The organism is Methylobacterium sp. J-077 (assembly GCF_022829365.1).
Classification (GTDB): domain Bacteria; phylum Pseudomonadota; class Alphaproteobacteria; order Rhizobiales; family Beijerinckiaceae; genus Methylobacterium.
Genome location: NZ_JAKSYJ010000122.1, coordinates 18763 through 34186 on the forward strand (window position 1 = coordinate 18763; position 15424 = coordinate 34186).

Genomic DNA, 15424 nt, shown 5'->3' on the forward strand with positions numbered 1-15424 from the left:
CGGCGTGCCCTTGCGGGCTCCCGCAACGGTGACCGCGCGGGACGGCGGGCACGGATGCGGGCGGACGGCCTCTCCAGGCGCTGGAGGCCGGCCGCTGAAAGCTCAAGCATCGAGACGATCGTCCCGAATGGCGGTTATCGGATGCCCGGTGGTCAGGTGCGTAAGGTTTCGGAGGCGAACGATGCACACGAAAATTTGAAACACGCGCTTTGGATTGGAAAAAGATACGTAAATATTTTCTGCGACGGTGGATGAATGTAACAAACCGGTGGTCGTGCGCTCGGCGCGCCGCTCGGTTACTCCCGCGCGGATCCGGACCATGCGCCTCCATCTCTCCCTCAAAGCTTCGCTCGCTGGTTGTTTTGGCTTCCTCGCACTCATCTGCGCGTGCCAGGGTCTGCTCTCCGTCGCGAAGCTCTCCGGTATCCGCCGTTCCGTCACGGAGGTGGCGACCAACTGGGTGCCCTCGGTCGTGGCCGTCACAAATCTTCGAGGTCTCGCATCGGAGGTCCGCATTAAGCAGCTGCGTTCGCTGGCCCTGGCGGAGAGCCCGGAGCAATTTGCAAACAACGAACGGGAGGTGACCGCCGCCCTCGCCGAATTGGCGGGCGCGCGCAAGACCTACGAGGCGCTGATCTCGTCGGATGAGGAGCAGAAGCTCTACGACGCGTTTACCGCCCTTTGGGGGCGCTACGAGGTTATGGGACGCGATGCGATGCGCTTGGCCGAGAACGGCCACGCCGGCGAGGGATTGGCGCTGATCGCTCGGCCGGACAATATCCGATTGTACAACGACGTGCGTCAGGCGCTGACCAGCGATGTCGCACTGAACGAGCGTGGCGCCCATACGGACGCGGACGCGGCCATGATTGCCGCCAACGAAGCGACGAATGCCGTCTACGTCGCGATCGTTCTCGCTCTGGCCGCCGCCGCCGGTGCCGCCACGTTCAGCTTCCTGCGTGTGTCACGGCCCATCCAGGCGATGACCGGTGCGATGGTCGGTCTGGCCGGTGGCGATGCCGGTATCGCGGTCCCGTTCCGGCAGCGCCGAGACGAGATCGGCGCAATGGCAAACGCGGTGCAGGTGTTCAAGGACAACCTGATCCATACGCGTGCGCTGTAGGTCGAGAGCGCCCAAGCCCGCCTGGCTGCGGAGGAGCAGCGCAAGGCCGGGATGCGTCAGATGGCCGAGGGCTTCGAGCAGGCCGTCGGCGGCATCATCGGACTGGTGTCGACCTCGGCCACGCAACTTCGGACCGCCGCCCAGACCATGACCGCAACCGCGACGGAGACGGCCAGCCAGTCGACGACGGTGGCGGTCGCCGCCGAGGAGGCGGCCTCGAACGTCAACACCGTTGCGGCCGCGGCGGAAGAACTCGGTTCATCCGTCCAGGAAATCGGTCGGCAGGTCAGCGGTTCCGCGGAGCTGGCACGCCTGGCCGTCGGCGAAGCGGATCAAACCGGCATCCTCGTGCAGGAGTTGAGCGCGGCCGTGTCGCGCATCGGTGACGTCGTCGGGCTGATCTCGAACATCGCCGGACAGACCAACCTGCTCGCGCTCAACGCCACGATTGAAGCGGCGCGCGCCGGTGCGGCCGGCAAGGGTTTTGCCGTGGTGGCCGTCGAGGTGAAAGCGCTCGCCGAGCAGACCGCCCAGGCCACGAGCGAGATCTCAGGCCAGATCACGCGGATCCAGGCGTCCACGGGCCAAGCGGTCGCGTCGATCACGGGCATCACCGGTCGGATCCGCGAGATCAGCGCCGTGGCGACCTCCATCGCAGCCGCCGTCGAGGAGCAGGGCGCTGCCACGCAGGAGATCGTGAGGAACGTCAGTCAAGCGGCGATCGGCACGGGTGAGGTGACCAGCAACATTTCCGGCGTCGCCGGTGCGGCCGAGGAGACGGGTGCGGCGGCAAGTCAAGTTCTCGGTGCGGCGTCAGACCTATCGTGCCAGTCCGAGCACCTCAACGCCGAGGTCGGGCGCTTCCTCGCGACGGTGCGCGCGGCCTGAAGCCTCGTCCCGGACAACGACATTGCCTTTCGACAAGGCCGAGGCCTGTTCGAGGGGCGACCGTAGGGTCCATGACCGCGGGACAGGTTCGTCCAGGGGAGCGAGACCGCCTCAATCGTGCGCGGCGGGCACGAGCGCCTTCAGCGCCTCGTTGACGCGGTCCTGCCAGCCGGGGCCGTCCTTCTGGAAGTGAGCCAGAACGGCGCTGTCGAGGCGCAGGGTGACCATCTCCCGCGCGCCTGGAACCGCCGCGGGTCGCGGCGCCGAGGGCGGGGCTGGGGCGGCGGCAGGCTTGGCGGTCGTGGCGGCCTTGAAGGCCGCCTCGGCTGCCGTGCGCGGATCGGTAAATCGGCGGCGGTTGCGATCGTCGGCCATCGGCCCTCAGTCCTTCGCGGCAGCTTTCTTGGGTGCCGCCTTCTTGGCGGTCCCCTTGCCGGCACTCTTGGCGGCGATCTTGGCCGCCGCCTTGGCTGCCTTCTCGTCCGCCTTGGCCTGCGCGTCGGCGGCCTTGGTCTGGGCCTCCGCGGCTTTGACCTCGGCCTCGGCGGCTTCCTTGGCCAGGCGCAGGGAGCGCAGCTTCAGCGTCCGCTCGTCGATCGCCTTGATCGACGCGTGATGCTCGGCCATCGCCTGCGCGCCCTCGCGGGCCATGCGCTCGGCGCGTTCGGCCCGCTCGGCGCGGTTGTCGGCCCGGGTCTTGGCTTCCGCTTCCGCGTCGCGGATATCCTCGGCCTCGTCGAGGTCGGTCTCAGTCTCGTCGCTCATCCTGTGCCTTTCACCCCGGCCCAGCGGTACCGGATCCAGCGTGTCGCGCGCGGGATCGGCGTCTGGAGCGGGTCCGGCCTGTTCGAAGGGTGGAGGGGCAAGGCCGGATGATCCGCCCCGCCGCGCCGTCCTGAGACGACTGTTCGGGGCCGTGATCGCAATGGCATTAGCACGCCCTCAGCCCGGAAGGCGAATCCGGCCTGTTGATCGTGCAGGAGAGGCAAGCGTATTCGTCTCGAATCGAGAGGCGCCTGTTCAATCGAAAGCGGCGCCTCTGCCTCGCCGAGCGTTGTCTATTGGCACTCAACGCACGCGATAGTTGAGCGGGATCGTGACCGAAAGGCTCGGTTGCGTCACGCCGGCGGGCGCCGGCGGCATCCCGCCGCGCACCGCCGCCAGCGCAGCGCTATCGATCTGGCCGACGCCGCTCGACCGGGCGAGGCCGGCCCCCGTCACCGCGCCCGAGCGCATCACGGTAAACCGGACCATGGCGGTGCCCCCGGCGGTACCCGCGGCGGCGCCCGGGTTCATCCGTCCGTGGATCGCCGCGCTGATCGCGCCGGTCCACTGGCGCAGCGCGCTCGGATCGCTGCCTGCAGCCGCCCGGCCGGCGGCGTTCTGGCGCGCGGCCGAAGCCGAATTGCGCGCCTCGGCACCCTGCTGCGCCTTCGCCTGCTTCGTTTTGGCTTCGCGGGCCGCCTTCAGCTTCGCTTCACGGATCTCCTCCAGGCGCTCCTCGCGCTTCTGCTCACGCAGCTTCTCTTCGCGGATCTTGCGGAGCTTCGCCTCCCGCTCGGCCTTGATCTTCGCGGGATCCGGCGTCGACTTCGGCGGCTCTTCGGTCTTGGCGACCTCGGTCGGCGGCGGCGCCAGCGGCTCGGCGGCTTCGGAGGTCGAGGTGATCACCTCGCTCTGGGCCTCCACCGGCACGGCTTCCTGCGGCGGCTCGACGACGGCCTGGGTCTCGTCGGGCTTGACCTCGGTCATCTCGGGTGGCGGCGGCTGCACGGCCTCATCTGGAGGCAGCTCTACCGGCTTGGTCTCCGGGGGCGCCGCTTGGCTCATCTGCTGCTCGGCCGGAGCCTCGGTCGCCGCGTCGGTCATCACCGGCGCCAGATCGATGGAGATCTGCTGCTCGCCGGGGGGCGCCGGCGGCGTGAGCCGGTAGAACATCACCGCCACGAGCACGAGCGCATGCAGCGCGAACGCGACCAGGAAGGCGACGAGCAGCCCGGAGGGGCTGCGCTCGCCGGGCCCTGCCGACAGATCTGTCGAAGTCACCGTGCTCATCGATTCAGCGGGCGGTCTCTGCGGGGGCGGCGGCCGGTGGCGCCGGGGCGGGACCGCCCGGTGACTGCGCGATCAGCGACACCTTCGTGAAGCCGGCCTGGCCGACCAGGCCCATCACCTGCATGATCTTGCCGTAGGGCACCTCTCGGTCGCCGCGCACCAAGATGACTTGATCCTTGTCGGCGGCCGCCATCTCGCGCAGGCGCGGCACGAGGCTGTCCATGGTGAACACTTCCTTGGCGATCGACGGGTTGCCGTCCTTGTCGACCGTGACCTCCTGGGGCTTCTTCGACTGCGCTACCTTGGCCGCCGCAGTCTTCGGCAGTTGCACCGGTACCCCGGTGGTCATCAGCGGCGCCGCGACCATGAAGATGATCAGCAGGACGAGCATCACGTCGACCATCGGGGTGACGTTGATCTCAGACATCGGCATGTCGTCGAGGTCGTCATCGTCGCTTGCGCGGGGCGATGCCATCGCCATGGCGGCGTCTCCGGTTGGTTGCGGTCGGCCCGGTGCGGGCCTTGGTTTCAAGCGCGCGCGACCGGAACGACGTCGGGGAGCGCGTCAGATCGAAAGTTTGGAGCCTGGCCCTGTCGCGACGCGATGGGCCACGGCGCCGACGGGCGCCTACTCGGCCGCCGCGCGGTGATGCCCGGCTGCGGCCCGGTCGCGGGCCAGGCGGTCGCCCAGCAACCCGATATACGCGTTGAAGGAGCTCTGGATGCCGCCGATATCGCCCGCCAGCTTGTTGTAGGCCATCACCGCCGGGATCGCGACGACGAGGCCGATGGCGGTGGCGAACAGGGCCTCCGCGATGCCAGGCGCGACAACGGCGAGCGAGGTGTCCTGGCTGCGCGCGATCGACGAGAACGAGTTCATGATGCCCCAGACCGTGCCGAACAGGCCGACGAACGGGGCGGTGGAGCCCGAGGTCGCCAGCAGCGACAGGCCGGTGCGCAGGCGCTTCACCTCAAGGCTCAGCGCGCCGCGCATCGCCCGCTCGATCCGCTCGCGCCGCTCGGCCCGCGTCTCGGTGGGATCCTGGTCGCGCCACGCGCCGATGGCAGCCTTAACGACATGGCCGGTCAGGCCCTTGTGGCTGCCGTCGAGGCTGCCGCCCGAGCGCACCAGCGTCTCGAAGGCCTTCGCCTGACGCCGTGCGGCCGAGAGCCGGATGATCTTCTCGAAAACCACCGTCCAGCACGCGATCGAGGCGATGACCAGCAGGATCATCACGCCCTTCACGATCGGGTCGGCCTGCAGAAACAGGCCGAGGAACGAGAAGTCGTGGGCGACCTCGGTCGGGGCTGGCGTCGGGTCCATTGCGGGCTCCTGGTGTCATGCGGCCCAGGGCCGCCGTCTCGTCGTGGTGCGGCGAAAGCCGCTGTCCGCCCGGCCGCTGTCGCTGCCGGGCGGCGTCGTTGCAGCGGCCTTCAGGCCACCTCAGCGGTCGAAGGCGGCTCCGGCCTTGGTCTCGGTCTCGGTCCGCTCCAGGCAGGCCTCACGGGCGGCATCGCCGCCGTCGCAGGCCAGAACGTCGTTCAGCAGGACGCGGCCGATCTTGCCGCAGGCGATGCCTGGGAAGTCGAAGATCTTGACGGTCGTCTTGCGGCCCGGCAGGGGCCCGAGTTCCACCGCCACGCGCTTCTGGGCGATCCCTTCCGGATCGAAGGCGAACAGGTCGACTTTGTACGATTTGAGGCCGGCTCCCTTGGAATTGTCGACCACCAGGGTGACCCGGCAGGCCTCGCCCGCCGTCTCGAGCCTGTTGAGCTGAAGCTTGAGCGGCGTTTTCTCGGTCGCGGCGTCCTGCGCCAGCGCCGAGACGACTAGGAGCGCCGAGAGCGCCAGGCAGGCCGCGGTATCGAGGGCGATCCGCCCGATCCGGCGGCGGTACAAGGGGACGCTCAAGGCAACCACCAAACCGTTTTCCTCTTCTCTCCGACCCGGCCGGAGCCGGGGCAAGCCGCCGGAGCGGCGGATTCAGTGAAGCACGACCTTGTGCGGGCAGGCCGCTGGCGCAAGCCGTTCGGCCGCCGCGTCGAGGGTTGCGACGGCGGCACGCACCGCCGCAACCAGGCGCGGCGCCGCGTCGCGCCCGGTGATCTCGGCCGCGGCTTCTTCGAGATCGGTCCAGAGCCGGCGCCGGCCCCGGCCGATCAGCGCCACGAGGGCGCATTCGTGGCCGGTGACCCGGCAGCAGCTCGCCGGCATGAACGACCAATCGTCCTCGCGCTCCGCCCGGAGCGCCCGGACGATCGCGACCACGCAGGCGACAAATCGGCAGCCTTCCGCCGGACCCAGCAACTGCTCGGCGCCATCGAACGCGGCGTTCCAGCAGGCGACATCGCTGGTCATGTATCCAGCTGCAACGAACCGGGCCACCGACAACGCCAGGATGTCGGCCTCGTCGCCGCACACGTCGGCGACGCGCTGCATCGCCGCATGACTTGCCGGGGTCGAAGGCGCGCTCATCGGGGCTCCGGTGCATCCCGCCAGATTCGGGAATAGCTGACGTGTGCCCGTCCAAAATCGGGCGATCACCAGTCGCGGCAGTAGCCATGACGGCTGCCGCAATCAAGACCTGGCGAGAAAATCAGAGTAGTTCCAAACTGTTAGACGGGAGCTTGGCTGTTGAGGTGATTGCTGAAACATCCCGATACGATGTGCCAAAACTTCCCGTGTGCCGTATCGCTTCTGGGGGACGCTCGTGTTTGGGCAGCGAAATTAGTTCGTTCTCTTGATGGGGTTGCAGCCCTCGGCCATATCTCCGCCTTACGGGCGGCGTTCCGCCCGGTGGAGCGCTGTCTTGCACAGGCTTCATGGCGTCGAGGTGCTTGGAGACCCGGGGCTGCGGCTAGTCCCGGGGTCGTAGGCCTCGCTGTGAGGATGACGGCCGCGATGACTCGACCCTCGCCCTTCGGACATCCGTTCCTGCTCGGCTTCGACGAGATCGAGCAGGCCCTCGACAGGGTCGCCAAGGGCGCCAACGACGGCTACCCCCCGTACAATATCGAGCGGCTGCCCCGCACCGAGCGGGAGCCGGAGCGCCTGCGCATCACCCTGGCGGTGGCCGGTTTCACCCGGGAGCAGCTCGACGTGATGCTGGAGGACAGCCAGCTCGTGGTCCGCGGTCGTCAGGTCGACGAACGCGAGCGCCAGTTCCTGCACCGCGGCATTGCGGCGCGGCAGTTCCAGCGCACTTTCCTGCTTGCCGACGGCATGGAGGTGCTGGGGGCGGATCTCGCCAACGGCCTGCTCTCGATCGATCTGGTTCGGCCGGAACCCGACCGGATCGTCCGTAAGATCGATATCGGCGCCCGAGATTAAAGCGATCGCGGTTTCAAGGCCGGTCTGGACCCCGCACGACGATGCCATAGCTCGATTGATTGGGCGCGGGCCATCCCCACATCAGGGTGGAACCGCCGGTGCCTCCGGGACCGGAGGTGGACGCTCTGCCACCCCAGGAGGGCAAGACATGACGAACTTGAACGCATCTCCTCTGACCCCCGCCGATCTTGATCCGGCCGAGTTCAATCCGGCGGATCTCGCCGCGTTGGGCGAGGGCCATATCGCCTATGTCCGCCCGATCCGGTCCGACGAGGTGCGCCGCCTGTTCCCGCAGGCGCCGGAACTGATGCCTGGCCTCGACCTGTTCGCCCTGCTGTCGGCGAGCGGCGAGCCGATCATGCTGGCGGATTCCAAGGACGTGGTGCTGGCCAATGCGGTCGCCCAGGACCTCCACGCTGTCAGCCTCCACTGACCCCGGACTGACCGGGTCCGTCAGGCGATGCCCGCCACCGCCGTCACGAGCCGCGCGATATCCTGCGGTCGTGACAGGCGGTGGTCGCCATCGGCGATCAGGGTGAGTACGGTCCCCTCAGCCGGCAAACGGTCGACCGTCTTGAGGGCATGCGAGTACGGTACGTCCGGGTCGCGCATCCCCTGCAGGATGTGGACGGGGCAGGCCGGATCGAAAGGATGCTCCAGCAGCCTGTTCCGGCGGCCATCTTCGATCAGCGCGCGGGTAATCGGGTCGGGCTCGGGCGCATAATCGCTCGGCCTCTGAAGGATTCCGTCGCGTACAAGAGAGGCGCGTGCCGCCTCATCAAGCCGCGACCAGATCAGGTCTTCGGTGAAGTCCAGGGCCGGGGCGATCAGGACGAGCCCCGCAGTCTTTTGTCCGCTCGCTGCCCGAGCTCGTGCGACGAGGCAGGCGATCCAGCCGCCCATCGACGAACCGACCAGGATCGGCGGCTCCTCGATGTACCGCGCCAAGACGGCCTGTGCGTCTTCGAGCCAAGATGAGATGGTGCAATCGGCGAACGTGCCACCGGACGCGCCGTGGCCGGCATAGTCGAACCGCACCAGGGCGCGCCGCTGCTGGGCCGCCCAGGCGTCGAGGGCGGCGGCCTTGGTTGCGGTCATGTCGGAGCGGAAGCCCCCGAGCCAGACCACCGTCGGCCCGAAGCCCTCGCGCACCCGTACGGCGATCCGCCGTGCGGCGGCTCCTTCGCCGACGGTGATGAAATCCGGCCCTGTATCGGTCATCGATCTCTCCGGTAGGCCCCTATCGAGCTTGGCGAAGTCCTTCCCTGACCGGGTCGGCTTCAGCCTCCGTTTACCGGACCGTAAAGCGCGACCGCGATGCTGGGGCAATGGGTACGAGCATGTTGGAGATGCCGGCGGGAGGCTTGCGCTTCCTCGCCGACCGAGCGCGGATGGGTGACGTGACGCGCAGCCTGTCGAGCTTCCCCGCCGAAATCGATGTTCTCGCTGGCGCCCGCGTGCTGCAGATCATCCCCGAACTCGATGCCGGTGGCGCCGAGCGGACCACGGTCGACGTGGCCGGCGCCCTCGCGGCGGTCGGCGCCCGGGCACTGGTCGCCACCGAGGGCGGGCGCCTGATCGGCGAGCTGCAGGCCAAGGGCGGCCACTGGCTGCGCTTCCCGGCCGCCTCGAAGAATCCGGCCCGCATGGCGCTCAATGTCGTGCGGCTGATGGCCCTGTGCCGGCGCGAGGGCGTGCAGATCGTTCACGCCCGGTCGCGGGCGCCGGGCTGGGTGGCGCTCGGCGCCGCGCGCCGGCTCGGCCTGCCCTTCGTGACGACCTATCACGGCAGCTATTCCGGCCGGACCGGCGTGAAGGTGTTGTACAATTCGGTGATGGCCCGGGGCGACGTGGTGATCGCCAATTCGCGCTACACCGCCGACCTAATCCACCGGCTCCATGCCGAGCAGGCCGGCGACCGGGTGCGGGTGATCCACCGGGGTACGGACCTCGCTGTGTTCAATCCGGTGGCGGTCGGCGCCGGCCGGGTCGAGGCCCTGCGCCGGGCCTGGAACGTAGCGCCGCACGAGCGGGTGATCCTGCTGGCCGCCCGGCTCACCGCCTGGAAGGGGCACCGCGTGCTGATCGACGCCGCCGCGCAGATGCGCGACCGGGGCGTCCCTGATCTGGCCGTGGTGCTCGCCGGCGACCCGCAGGGACGGGCCGCCTACGAGCGCGAGCTCGATGCACTGATCTCCGCCCGCGGCCTCGGCGGCATCGTCCGCCGGGTCGGCCATTGCACCGACATGCCGGCGGCGTTCCGTGCGGCCTCGGTGGTCGCCGTGCCGTCCGTGGAGCCCGAGGCGTTCGGCCGCTCGGCCGTGGAGGCCCAGGCGCTCGGCACGCCCGTAGTCGTTTCCGACCTGGGTGCCGTGCCCGAGACTGTGCTGGCGCCGCCGGATGTTTCGGCCAGCCAGCGCACCGGCTGGCGTGTACCGCCTGGCGATGCGGGTGCCCTGGCGGCGGCCTTGACGGAGGCCCTGTCCCTCGGTGCCAGCGCCCGCGACGCCCTGGTCCGGCGCGGGCGCGCCCATGTCGAGGCGAATTTTTCGCTGGAGCGCATGACCGCCGATACGCTGGCTGTCTACGCCCAACTGCTCGGCCGGCACGCCTGATGGATGCGCGATCGGCAGCAGGCTGCCGCTAAGACGACGCGTCGGCGTTTCAACGCGGGGTCGATTATTTCGCGCCCCGCGCCGACACCCCGTTGACTCTGGCTGGGCTTCCGCCAACGTAGTATGTCCGGGAGAGACCGGAGCGGCTGGCGGTTAGGAGATCCTCGAAACGGGTCATCCGATCCGCCGTTTCGTCGTTGCAGCAGGAGACCGAAGCCATTCGTAGACCGATGAGAGCCATGCCGGCCCCGCAGAAGGACGGGCCGCGCGCCAACCGCGACATCCGCGGGGTGCGGGAAGTGCAGCTGATCGACGATACCGGGCAGAACCGCGGCGTCGTCCCCTTCTTCGACGCGCTGACCCTCGCTGAGGAAGCCGGCCTCGATCTTGTGGAGATCGCGCCGAACTCGGTGCCGCCCGTCTGCAAGCTGCTCGATTACGGGCGCTTCCGCTTCAACGAGCAGAAGAAGCAGAACGAGGCGCGCAAGCGGCAGAAGACGGTCGAGGTCAAGGAGATCAAGCTCCGCCCCGGCATCGACAAGCACGATTACGACACCAAGATGAAGTCGGTGCACCGCTTCTTCGAGGAGGGCGACAAGGTCAAGGTGACCCTGCGCTTCCGCGGTCGTGAGATGGCTCACCAGGATATCGGCCTGCGCCTTCTGGAGCGCGTGAAGACCGAGACCGCCGAGATCGCCAAGGTGGAGAGCGAGCCCATGCTCGAAGGCCGCCAGATGATCATGATCCTCGCGCCGCGCTGATTCCATTGCGAATTGCCGTTCACGCCGCCTCCTGACCGGGGCGGCGTTCGCGTTTGTGGTGCTTCCGTCGCGGCGCCGGGGCGACTATCTCCTGCCCATGGCCCTGGCTCCCGACGAGATCGAACGCTACGCCCGCCACCTCGTCCTGGCCGAGGTCGGTGGGCCCGGGCAGGCGCGCCTCAAGGCGGCCCGGGTGCTGGTCATCGGGGCGGGCGGCCTCGGCGCACCGCTGATCCAGTACCTCGCGGCGGCCGGCATCGGCACGATCGGCATCGTCGACGACGACACCGTCTCGCTCTCGAATCTCCAGCGCCAGGTGATCCACGGCACGCCGGATCTCGGCCGGCCCAAGGTCGCGAGCGCGGCCGAGGCGGTGGCGCGGCTCAACCCGCACGTGGTGGTGGTCCCGCACCCGTTCCGTATCACCCCGTCGAACGCCGCCGAGCTGATCGCCGGCTACGACCTCGTCGCCGACGGATCCGACAACTTCGCCACGCGCTACGCCGTCTCGGATGCCTGCTTCCACGCAAGGCGCCCGCTGGTGACGGCAGCGCTCGGCCGGTTCGACGGCACGCTGACCACCATTCGGGCGCACGAGACTGGTCCCGACGGCAAGCCGAACCCGACCTATCGCTGCCTGTTCCCGAACCCGCCGCCGCCGGGCAGCGTCCCCGCCTGCGCCGAGGCCGGGGTGCTCGGGGCGCTGGCCGGGGTCATGGGCTCGCTGATGGCCATGGAGGTGATCCGGGCCGTTGCGGATTTCGGCGAGCCGCTGGTCGGCCGCCTGCTGATGGTCGATGCCCGTTCGATGCGGTTCGAGACCCTGAGCTACGGTTGGGATCCGGACAACCCGCTCAGCGGTGCCGCCGCGTCAGCCGAGTAGGGCCCCCGGCGGCATCCAGGGGCCCTCTGCCTCCGCCTTGCCGAGGCAGCACTTCTTGAATTTCTTGCCCGAGCCGCAGGGGCAGGGGTCGTTGCGCCCGACATCCTTGAACGGGTTGCGCTGCGGCTCGCCCGCGCCTTCCGCGGTCCAGTCGAGGGCTTCGACCGGATCGTCGAGATAGCCGTACTGGTAGGGGCCGAGCCGATCCCGGTCGTCGGGCTTGGTCTCGGCCTTGCGGAGGGCCTCCTTGAACCAGTCGGCGTCGCTGATCTCGTCGGTGATCCGCCCGTCGGCTCGGGCCGCCGCGGCGCGGTGCGCGAGATCGCGGAAGCCGAGATGCGCGATCGATTCCTCCCAGCCGACCCAGGCCGGCCCTTCCTCGACGGCCGCCTTCGCGTCGTCGAAGCGGATCAGCAGGGCGTGCATCGCATCGCGGTCGATCCGACCCTCCAGGGTCAGGAAGGTGCAGGCCGACAGCAGCGCCATGCGGGTGAGATCGTCGACGGTGCTGTCGAGGATCAGCCGGAACAGCGGCTGGTGATCCCCGTCAAACAGGCTGGCCACGACCTTGGACAGGGTCGCCGTCACCGCGTCGCCCAGGATCGCGTCGAGGGTCTCCTCGTCCTGCCGGAGCAACTGGAGGAGGGGCGCCAGGGCGCGGGTGTCCCGAGCCTGCGCCATGACGTGCAGGCCCCAGAACAGGAGGTTCTCCTGCTCCGGGGTGAGCTCGTCCCCTTTGGCAGCTGTCTCCAGCAACGGCAGCGTCGCCTCGGCGATCTCGGCCGGATGCGCCAGCGCCTCGCGCAGGGCCTTGGTCGGCCGGTACTCGGACGCGGACAGGTCTTCGATGAGGGCTGCGATCCGGCTCATGCAATCCTCCTCAGGCGCGCAAGGTCGCGCCGGTCCGGCGCGAGACCTCGGCCACGATCTTGGCGCTCACCGCCTCGATCTCGGCATCGGTCAGGGTGCGCTCCGCCGGTTGCAGACGGACTGCGATGGCGACCGATTTCGAGCCCTCCGGCACGCCGGTCCCCTCGTAGAGGTCGAACACCTCGACGCCGGTGACGAGCTTGCGCTCCGCCCCCTGCGCCGCCTTGACGATGTCGCCCGCCGGCACGTCGCGCCCGACCACGAAGGCGAAGTCCCGGGACAGGGGCTGGAACTCCGACAGAGCCAGCGCCGGCTTGGCCTTGGTCGGCTTGTGCTTGGGCAGCGGCAGCGCGTCGAGCACGATCTCGAACGCCACGAGGCTGCCCTTGAGATCGAGGGCCCGCAGGGTCCGCGGATGCACCTCGCCGAACAAGCCGATCTCCGATTTCGGGCCGAAGCGCAGGGTGCCCGAGCGGCCAGGATGGAGCCAGGACGGGCCGCCCGCGGTTACCTGCAGGCCGCCGGTCGGCACGCCGAGAGTCCCCAGCAGGGCCAGGGCATCGGCCTTGGCATCGAAGACGTCCACACCCTTAGTCGATCCGTCCCAGTGGCGCCCGGGACCCGCCAGGGTGGCGCTGCCTCGCCGCACCGCCGCCGCGCGGATGCTCTGACCCTCGGGCTGGTCCGTGGCGAAGCATTGGCCGACCTCGAACAGGGCCGCGTCCGGATAGCCGCGGTCGGCATTGCGCTGCGCCGCCCGGAGCAGCCCAGGCACGAGGCTCGGGCGCATGTCGGACAGTTCCGAGGCGATCGGGTTGGCCAGGACCAGATCGGCGCCGCCGCCGCCGAACAGCTCGGCATCCGCGTGCGGGACGAAGGACCAGGTCACCGCCTCCATCAGGCCGCGGGACGCCAGGGCGCGTTTGGCGATGCGGGTGCGCTTCTGCATCACGGTGAGCAGCGGCCGGCCGATCCCGGCGAGGCGCGGCAGCGGCTTCGGCTCGACCCGGTCCAGGCCGGCGATGCGGACGACCTCCTCGACGAGATCGGCCTTGCCCTCGACATCCGGCCGCCAGGACGGTGTCAGCACCTTCACCCGGTCGCCGGTGCCGGAGATGTGGAAGCCCAGCGTCTCCAGGATCAGCTTGATCTCGATCCGCGGCAACTCGATGCCGGCCAGCCGCCGCACCTCGGTCCACGGGAAATCAATGATCCGCTCCGATTCCGGCGGCTCGCCGGCGATCGTCGCCTGCGTGGGCGTGCCGCCGCACAGCTCGATCACGAGGCGCGTCGCCAGGTCGAGGCCCGGCAGCGTGAAGGCCGGATCGACACCGCGCTCGAACCGATAGCGGGCATCCGTGATGATGCCGAGTCGGCGGCCCGACTGGGCGATGTTGGCCGGATCCCACAGGGCCGATTCGATCAGCACATCGGTGGTGGTCTCGTCGCAGCCGGAAGCCTGCCCGCCCATGATGCCGGCGATCGATTCGACGCCTGTTTGATCGGCGATCACCACGCTGTCGTCGGTGAGGGTGTAGGTGCGCCCGTCCAGCGCCAGAAGGCTCTCGCCGTCGCGCGCCCGCCGCACCGTGAGCTTGCCCGAGACCTTGGCGGCGTCGAACACGTGCAGCGGCCGGCCGCGGTCGAAGGTGACGTAGTTGGTGATGTCGACCAGCGCGTTGATCGAGCGCAGGCCGATCGCCCGCAGCCGCGCCTGCATCCAGGCCGGCGACGGCCCGTTCTTGACGCCACGCACCAGCCGCAGGGCGAAGAGCGGGCAGAGATGCCGGTCGGCTTGTTCGAAGGACAGGTCGATCTCGACGGGGCAGGGGCCTTCGCCGCGCACGCCCGGCGCGGCCTCGTGCTTCAGCGTACCGATCCCAGCTGCCGCGAGGTCGCGGGCGATGCCGTGTACCGAGGTGCAATCCGGCCGGTTCGGCGTCAGGTTGATCTCGATGACCGGATCGTCGAGCCCGGCATAGAGCGCGTAGCCCTGGCCGACCGGCGCCTCGGCCGGGAGTTCGAGGATGCCGTCATGATCCTCGCCGAGCCCGAGCTCCGCGCCCGAGCACAGCATGCCATGGCTCTCGACTCCGCGGATCGTGCCCACCGAGAGGGTGATCGCCTTGCCGGGCACGTAGGTGCCGGGCGGCGCGAACACCGTGATGAGGCCGGCCCGCGCGTTCGGCGCGCCGCAGACCACCTGCACCGGCGCGCCCGCACCGGTCTCGACGGTGCAGACTCGCAGACGGTCGGCGTTGGGATGCTGCTCGGCCGTCAGGATCCGGGCGACCACGTAGGGCTTGAGCGCCGCCGCCTTGTCCTCGACGCCTTCGACCTCGAGGCCGATCCGCGTCAGCGTCTCGGCGATCGTGTCGAGGGACGCCTCGGTGTCGAGGTGTTCCTTGAGCCAGGAGAGGGTGAATTTCATTTTTTTCTGGGGGGAAAGAGGAGATTCAGGGCCAGGGTCCGGCGATTCTGAGCGGTCAAGCTCGCAAGGCGGGAGAGAATTTCGCGAGCCCGCTCAACATGCTCCCGCGCTTTCGCCAGCGTGACCACGTTTGGCCGGGGCGGGGCGTAATCCGCGAGTTTTCGAGCATCCTGCAGCCGAATGATATCGTCGCCGATCTGCCTCAGCGCACTGTTACGCTTTAACGTTCCATCGCTCACGAACGCCTGCTTGAGCGGCCCGTGATCGATTTGACGATAGACGCGCTCGAACTCCGCGGACGCCGCGTCCGGACCAGGCAGAATTTCGTCTGCGCAAAGCTGCATGACGGCATGGAACGCCGCGTAATAGGCTCCGCTGACCGCACGCCGCTTCGCAGCCGAACTGCCTGGGTTCCGCTCGATCAACTCGGCCGCTTGGTCGAGCATCTGTAAGACCATTGCGGTCAT

At 69.0% G+C, this 15424-nt stretch carries 17 protein-coding genes and 1 pseudogene; 6 read left to right on the top strand and 12 right to left on the bottom strand.

What is annotated here, in order from left to right:
* Window positions 1–102: 102 nt before the first annotated feature.
* Window positions 103–321, bottom strand: coding sequence for a hypothetical protein (locus MKL11_RS15445; protein WP_243944892.1), 219 nt, complete (start codon window positions 319–321; stop codon window positions 103–105).
* Between MKL11_RS15445 and MKL11_RS15450 the strand changes: the two are divergent.
* Window positions 320–2011 (top strand): annotated as a pseudogene (locus MKL11_RS15450) (methyl-accepting chemotaxis protein). The gene MKL11_RS15445 and the pseudogene MKL11_RS15450 overlap by 2 nt on opposite strands.
* 111 nt (window positions 2012–2122) lie before the next feature.
* Here the strand turns inward: MKL11_RS15450 and MKL11_RS15455 are convergent.
* From MKL11_RS15455 to MKL11_RS15485, 7 genes are all read right to left on the bottom strand, one after another.
* A complete protein-coding gene (locus MKL11_RS15455) occupies window positions 2123–2386 on the bottom strand; it encodes a BrnA antitoxin family protein (RefSeq protein ID WP_243944894.1) in 264 nt (87 codons plus the stop codon).
* A gap of 6 nt (window positions 2387–2392) precedes the next feature.
* Entirely contained in the window at window positions 2393–2776 is a 384-nt protein-coding gene (locus tag MKL11_RS15460; RefSeq protein ID WP_243944896.1) for a hypothetical protein, read from the bottom strand.
* Between the two features lie 303 nt (window positions 2777–3079).
* Window positions 3080–4066 (bottom strand): energy transducer TonB, encoded by a 987-nt coding sequence (locus MKL11_RS15465; RefSeq protein WP_243944898.1) that lies wholly within the window; start codon window positions 4064–4066, stop codon window positions 3080–3082.
* Between the two features lie 4 nt (window positions 4067–4070).
* Complete coding sequence (locus MKL11_RS15470; RefSeq protein ID WP_243944900.1) at window positions 4071–4547, bottom strand: ExbD/TolR family protein; 477 nt, start codon at window positions 4545–4547, stop codon at window positions 4071–4073.
* 147 nt (window positions 4548–4694) lie between these two features.
* Window positions 4695–5390: a MotA/TolQ/ExbB proton channel family protein gene (locus MKL11_RS15475; protein ID WP_243944903.1), complete on the bottom strand. Its 696-nt coding sequence runs from the start codon at window positions 5388–5390 to the stop codon at window positions 4695–4697.
* Between the two features lie 120 nt (window positions 5391–5510).
* On the bottom strand, window positions 5511–5987 hold the full coding sequence (locus tag MKL11_RS15480) for a Tat pathway signal protein (protein ID WP_243944911.1): 477 nt from the start codon (window positions 5985–5987) through the stop codon (window positions 5511–5513).
* A 63-nt stretch (window positions 5988–6050) separates the two neighbouring features.
* Entirely contained in the window at window positions 6051–6542 is a 492-nt protein-coding gene (locus MKL11_RS15485) for a hypothetical protein (RefSeq protein WP_243944913.1), read from the bottom strand.
* Window positions 6543–6968: 426 nt separating this feature from the next.
* On the opposite strand from MKL11_RS15485, the gene MKL11_RS15490 reads away from it, so the two are divergent.
* A complete protein-coding gene (locus tag MKL11_RS15490) occupies window positions 6969–7397 on the top strand; it encodes an Hsp20 family protein (RefSeq protein ID WP_243944915.1) in 429 nt (142 codons plus the stop codon).
* 148 nt (window positions 7398–7545) lie between these two features.
* Entirely contained in the window at window positions 7546–7830 is a 285-nt protein-coding gene (locus MKL11_RS15495) for a DUF1150 family protein (RefSeq protein ID WP_243944916.1), read from the top strand.
* A 20-nt stretch (window positions 7831–7850) separates the two neighbouring features.
* On the opposite strand, the gene MKL11_RS15500 is transcribed toward MKL11_RS15495, so the two are convergent.
* Complete coding sequence (locus MKL11_RS15500; protein WP_243944918.1) at window positions 7851–8618, bottom strand: alpha/beta fold hydrolase; 768 nt, start codon at window positions 8616–8618, stop codon at window positions 7851–7853.
* 170 nt (window positions 8619–8788) lie between these two features.
* Here MKL11_RS15500 and MKL11_RS15505 point away from each other — a divergent pair, with 170 nt between their 5' ends.
* The 3 genes from MKL11_RS15505 (at window position 8789) to MKL11_RS15515 (ending at window position 11656) form a co-directional block, all read left to right on the top strand.
* Complete coding sequence (locus tag MKL11_RS15505) at window positions 8789–10012, top strand: glycosyltransferase family 4 protein (protein WP_243944920.1); 1224 nt, start codon at window positions 8789–8791, stop codon at window positions 10010–10012.
* Window positions 10013–10251: 239 nt separating this feature from the next.
* Window positions 10252–10773: a translation initiation factor IF-3 gene (infC, locus tag MKL11_RS15510; protein WP_243944922.1), complete on the top strand. Its 522-nt coding sequence runs from the start codon at window positions 10252–10254 to the stop codon at window positions 10771–10773.
* Between the two features lie 97 nt (window positions 10774–10870).
* On the top strand, window positions 10871–11656 hold the full coding sequence (locus MKL11_RS15515) for a HesA/MoeB/ThiF family protein (RefSeq protein WP_243944924.1): 786 nt from the start codon (window positions 10871–10873) through the stop codon (window positions 11654–11656).
* Here MKL11_RS15515 and MKL11_RS15520 read toward each other — a convergent pair.
* Genes MKL11_RS15520 through MKL11_RS15530 form a run of 3 tightly spaced genes read right to left on the bottom strand, consistent with a single transcriptional unit; the run spans window position 11645 to window position 15424 of the window.
* Window positions 11645–12526: a DUF1186 domain-containing protein gene (locus MKL11_RS15520; protein WP_243944930.1), complete on the bottom strand. Its 882-nt coding sequence runs from the start codon at window positions 12524–12526 to the stop codon at window positions 11645–11647. The genes MKL11_RS15515 and MKL11_RS15520 overlap by 12 nt on opposite strands.
* A 10-nt stretch (window positions 12527–12536) precedes the next feature.
* Window positions 12537–14957 carry a phenylalanine--tRNA ligase subunit beta gene (gene pheT, locus MKL11_RS15525; protein ID WP_243944932.1) on the bottom strand — a complete coding sequence of 807 codons (2421 nt, stop codon included), beginning with the start codon at window positions 14955–14957 and terminating at the stop codon, window positions 12537–12539.
* The gene (locus MKL11_RS15530) at window positions 14954–15424 is read right to left on the bottom strand and encodes a hypothetical protein (RefSeq protein ID WP_243944933.1); all 471 of its coding nucleotides are present in this window, start codon (window positions 15422–15424) and stop codon (window positions 14954–14956) included. The genes pheT and MKL11_RS15530 overlap by 4 nt, the downstream gene beginning before the upstream one ends.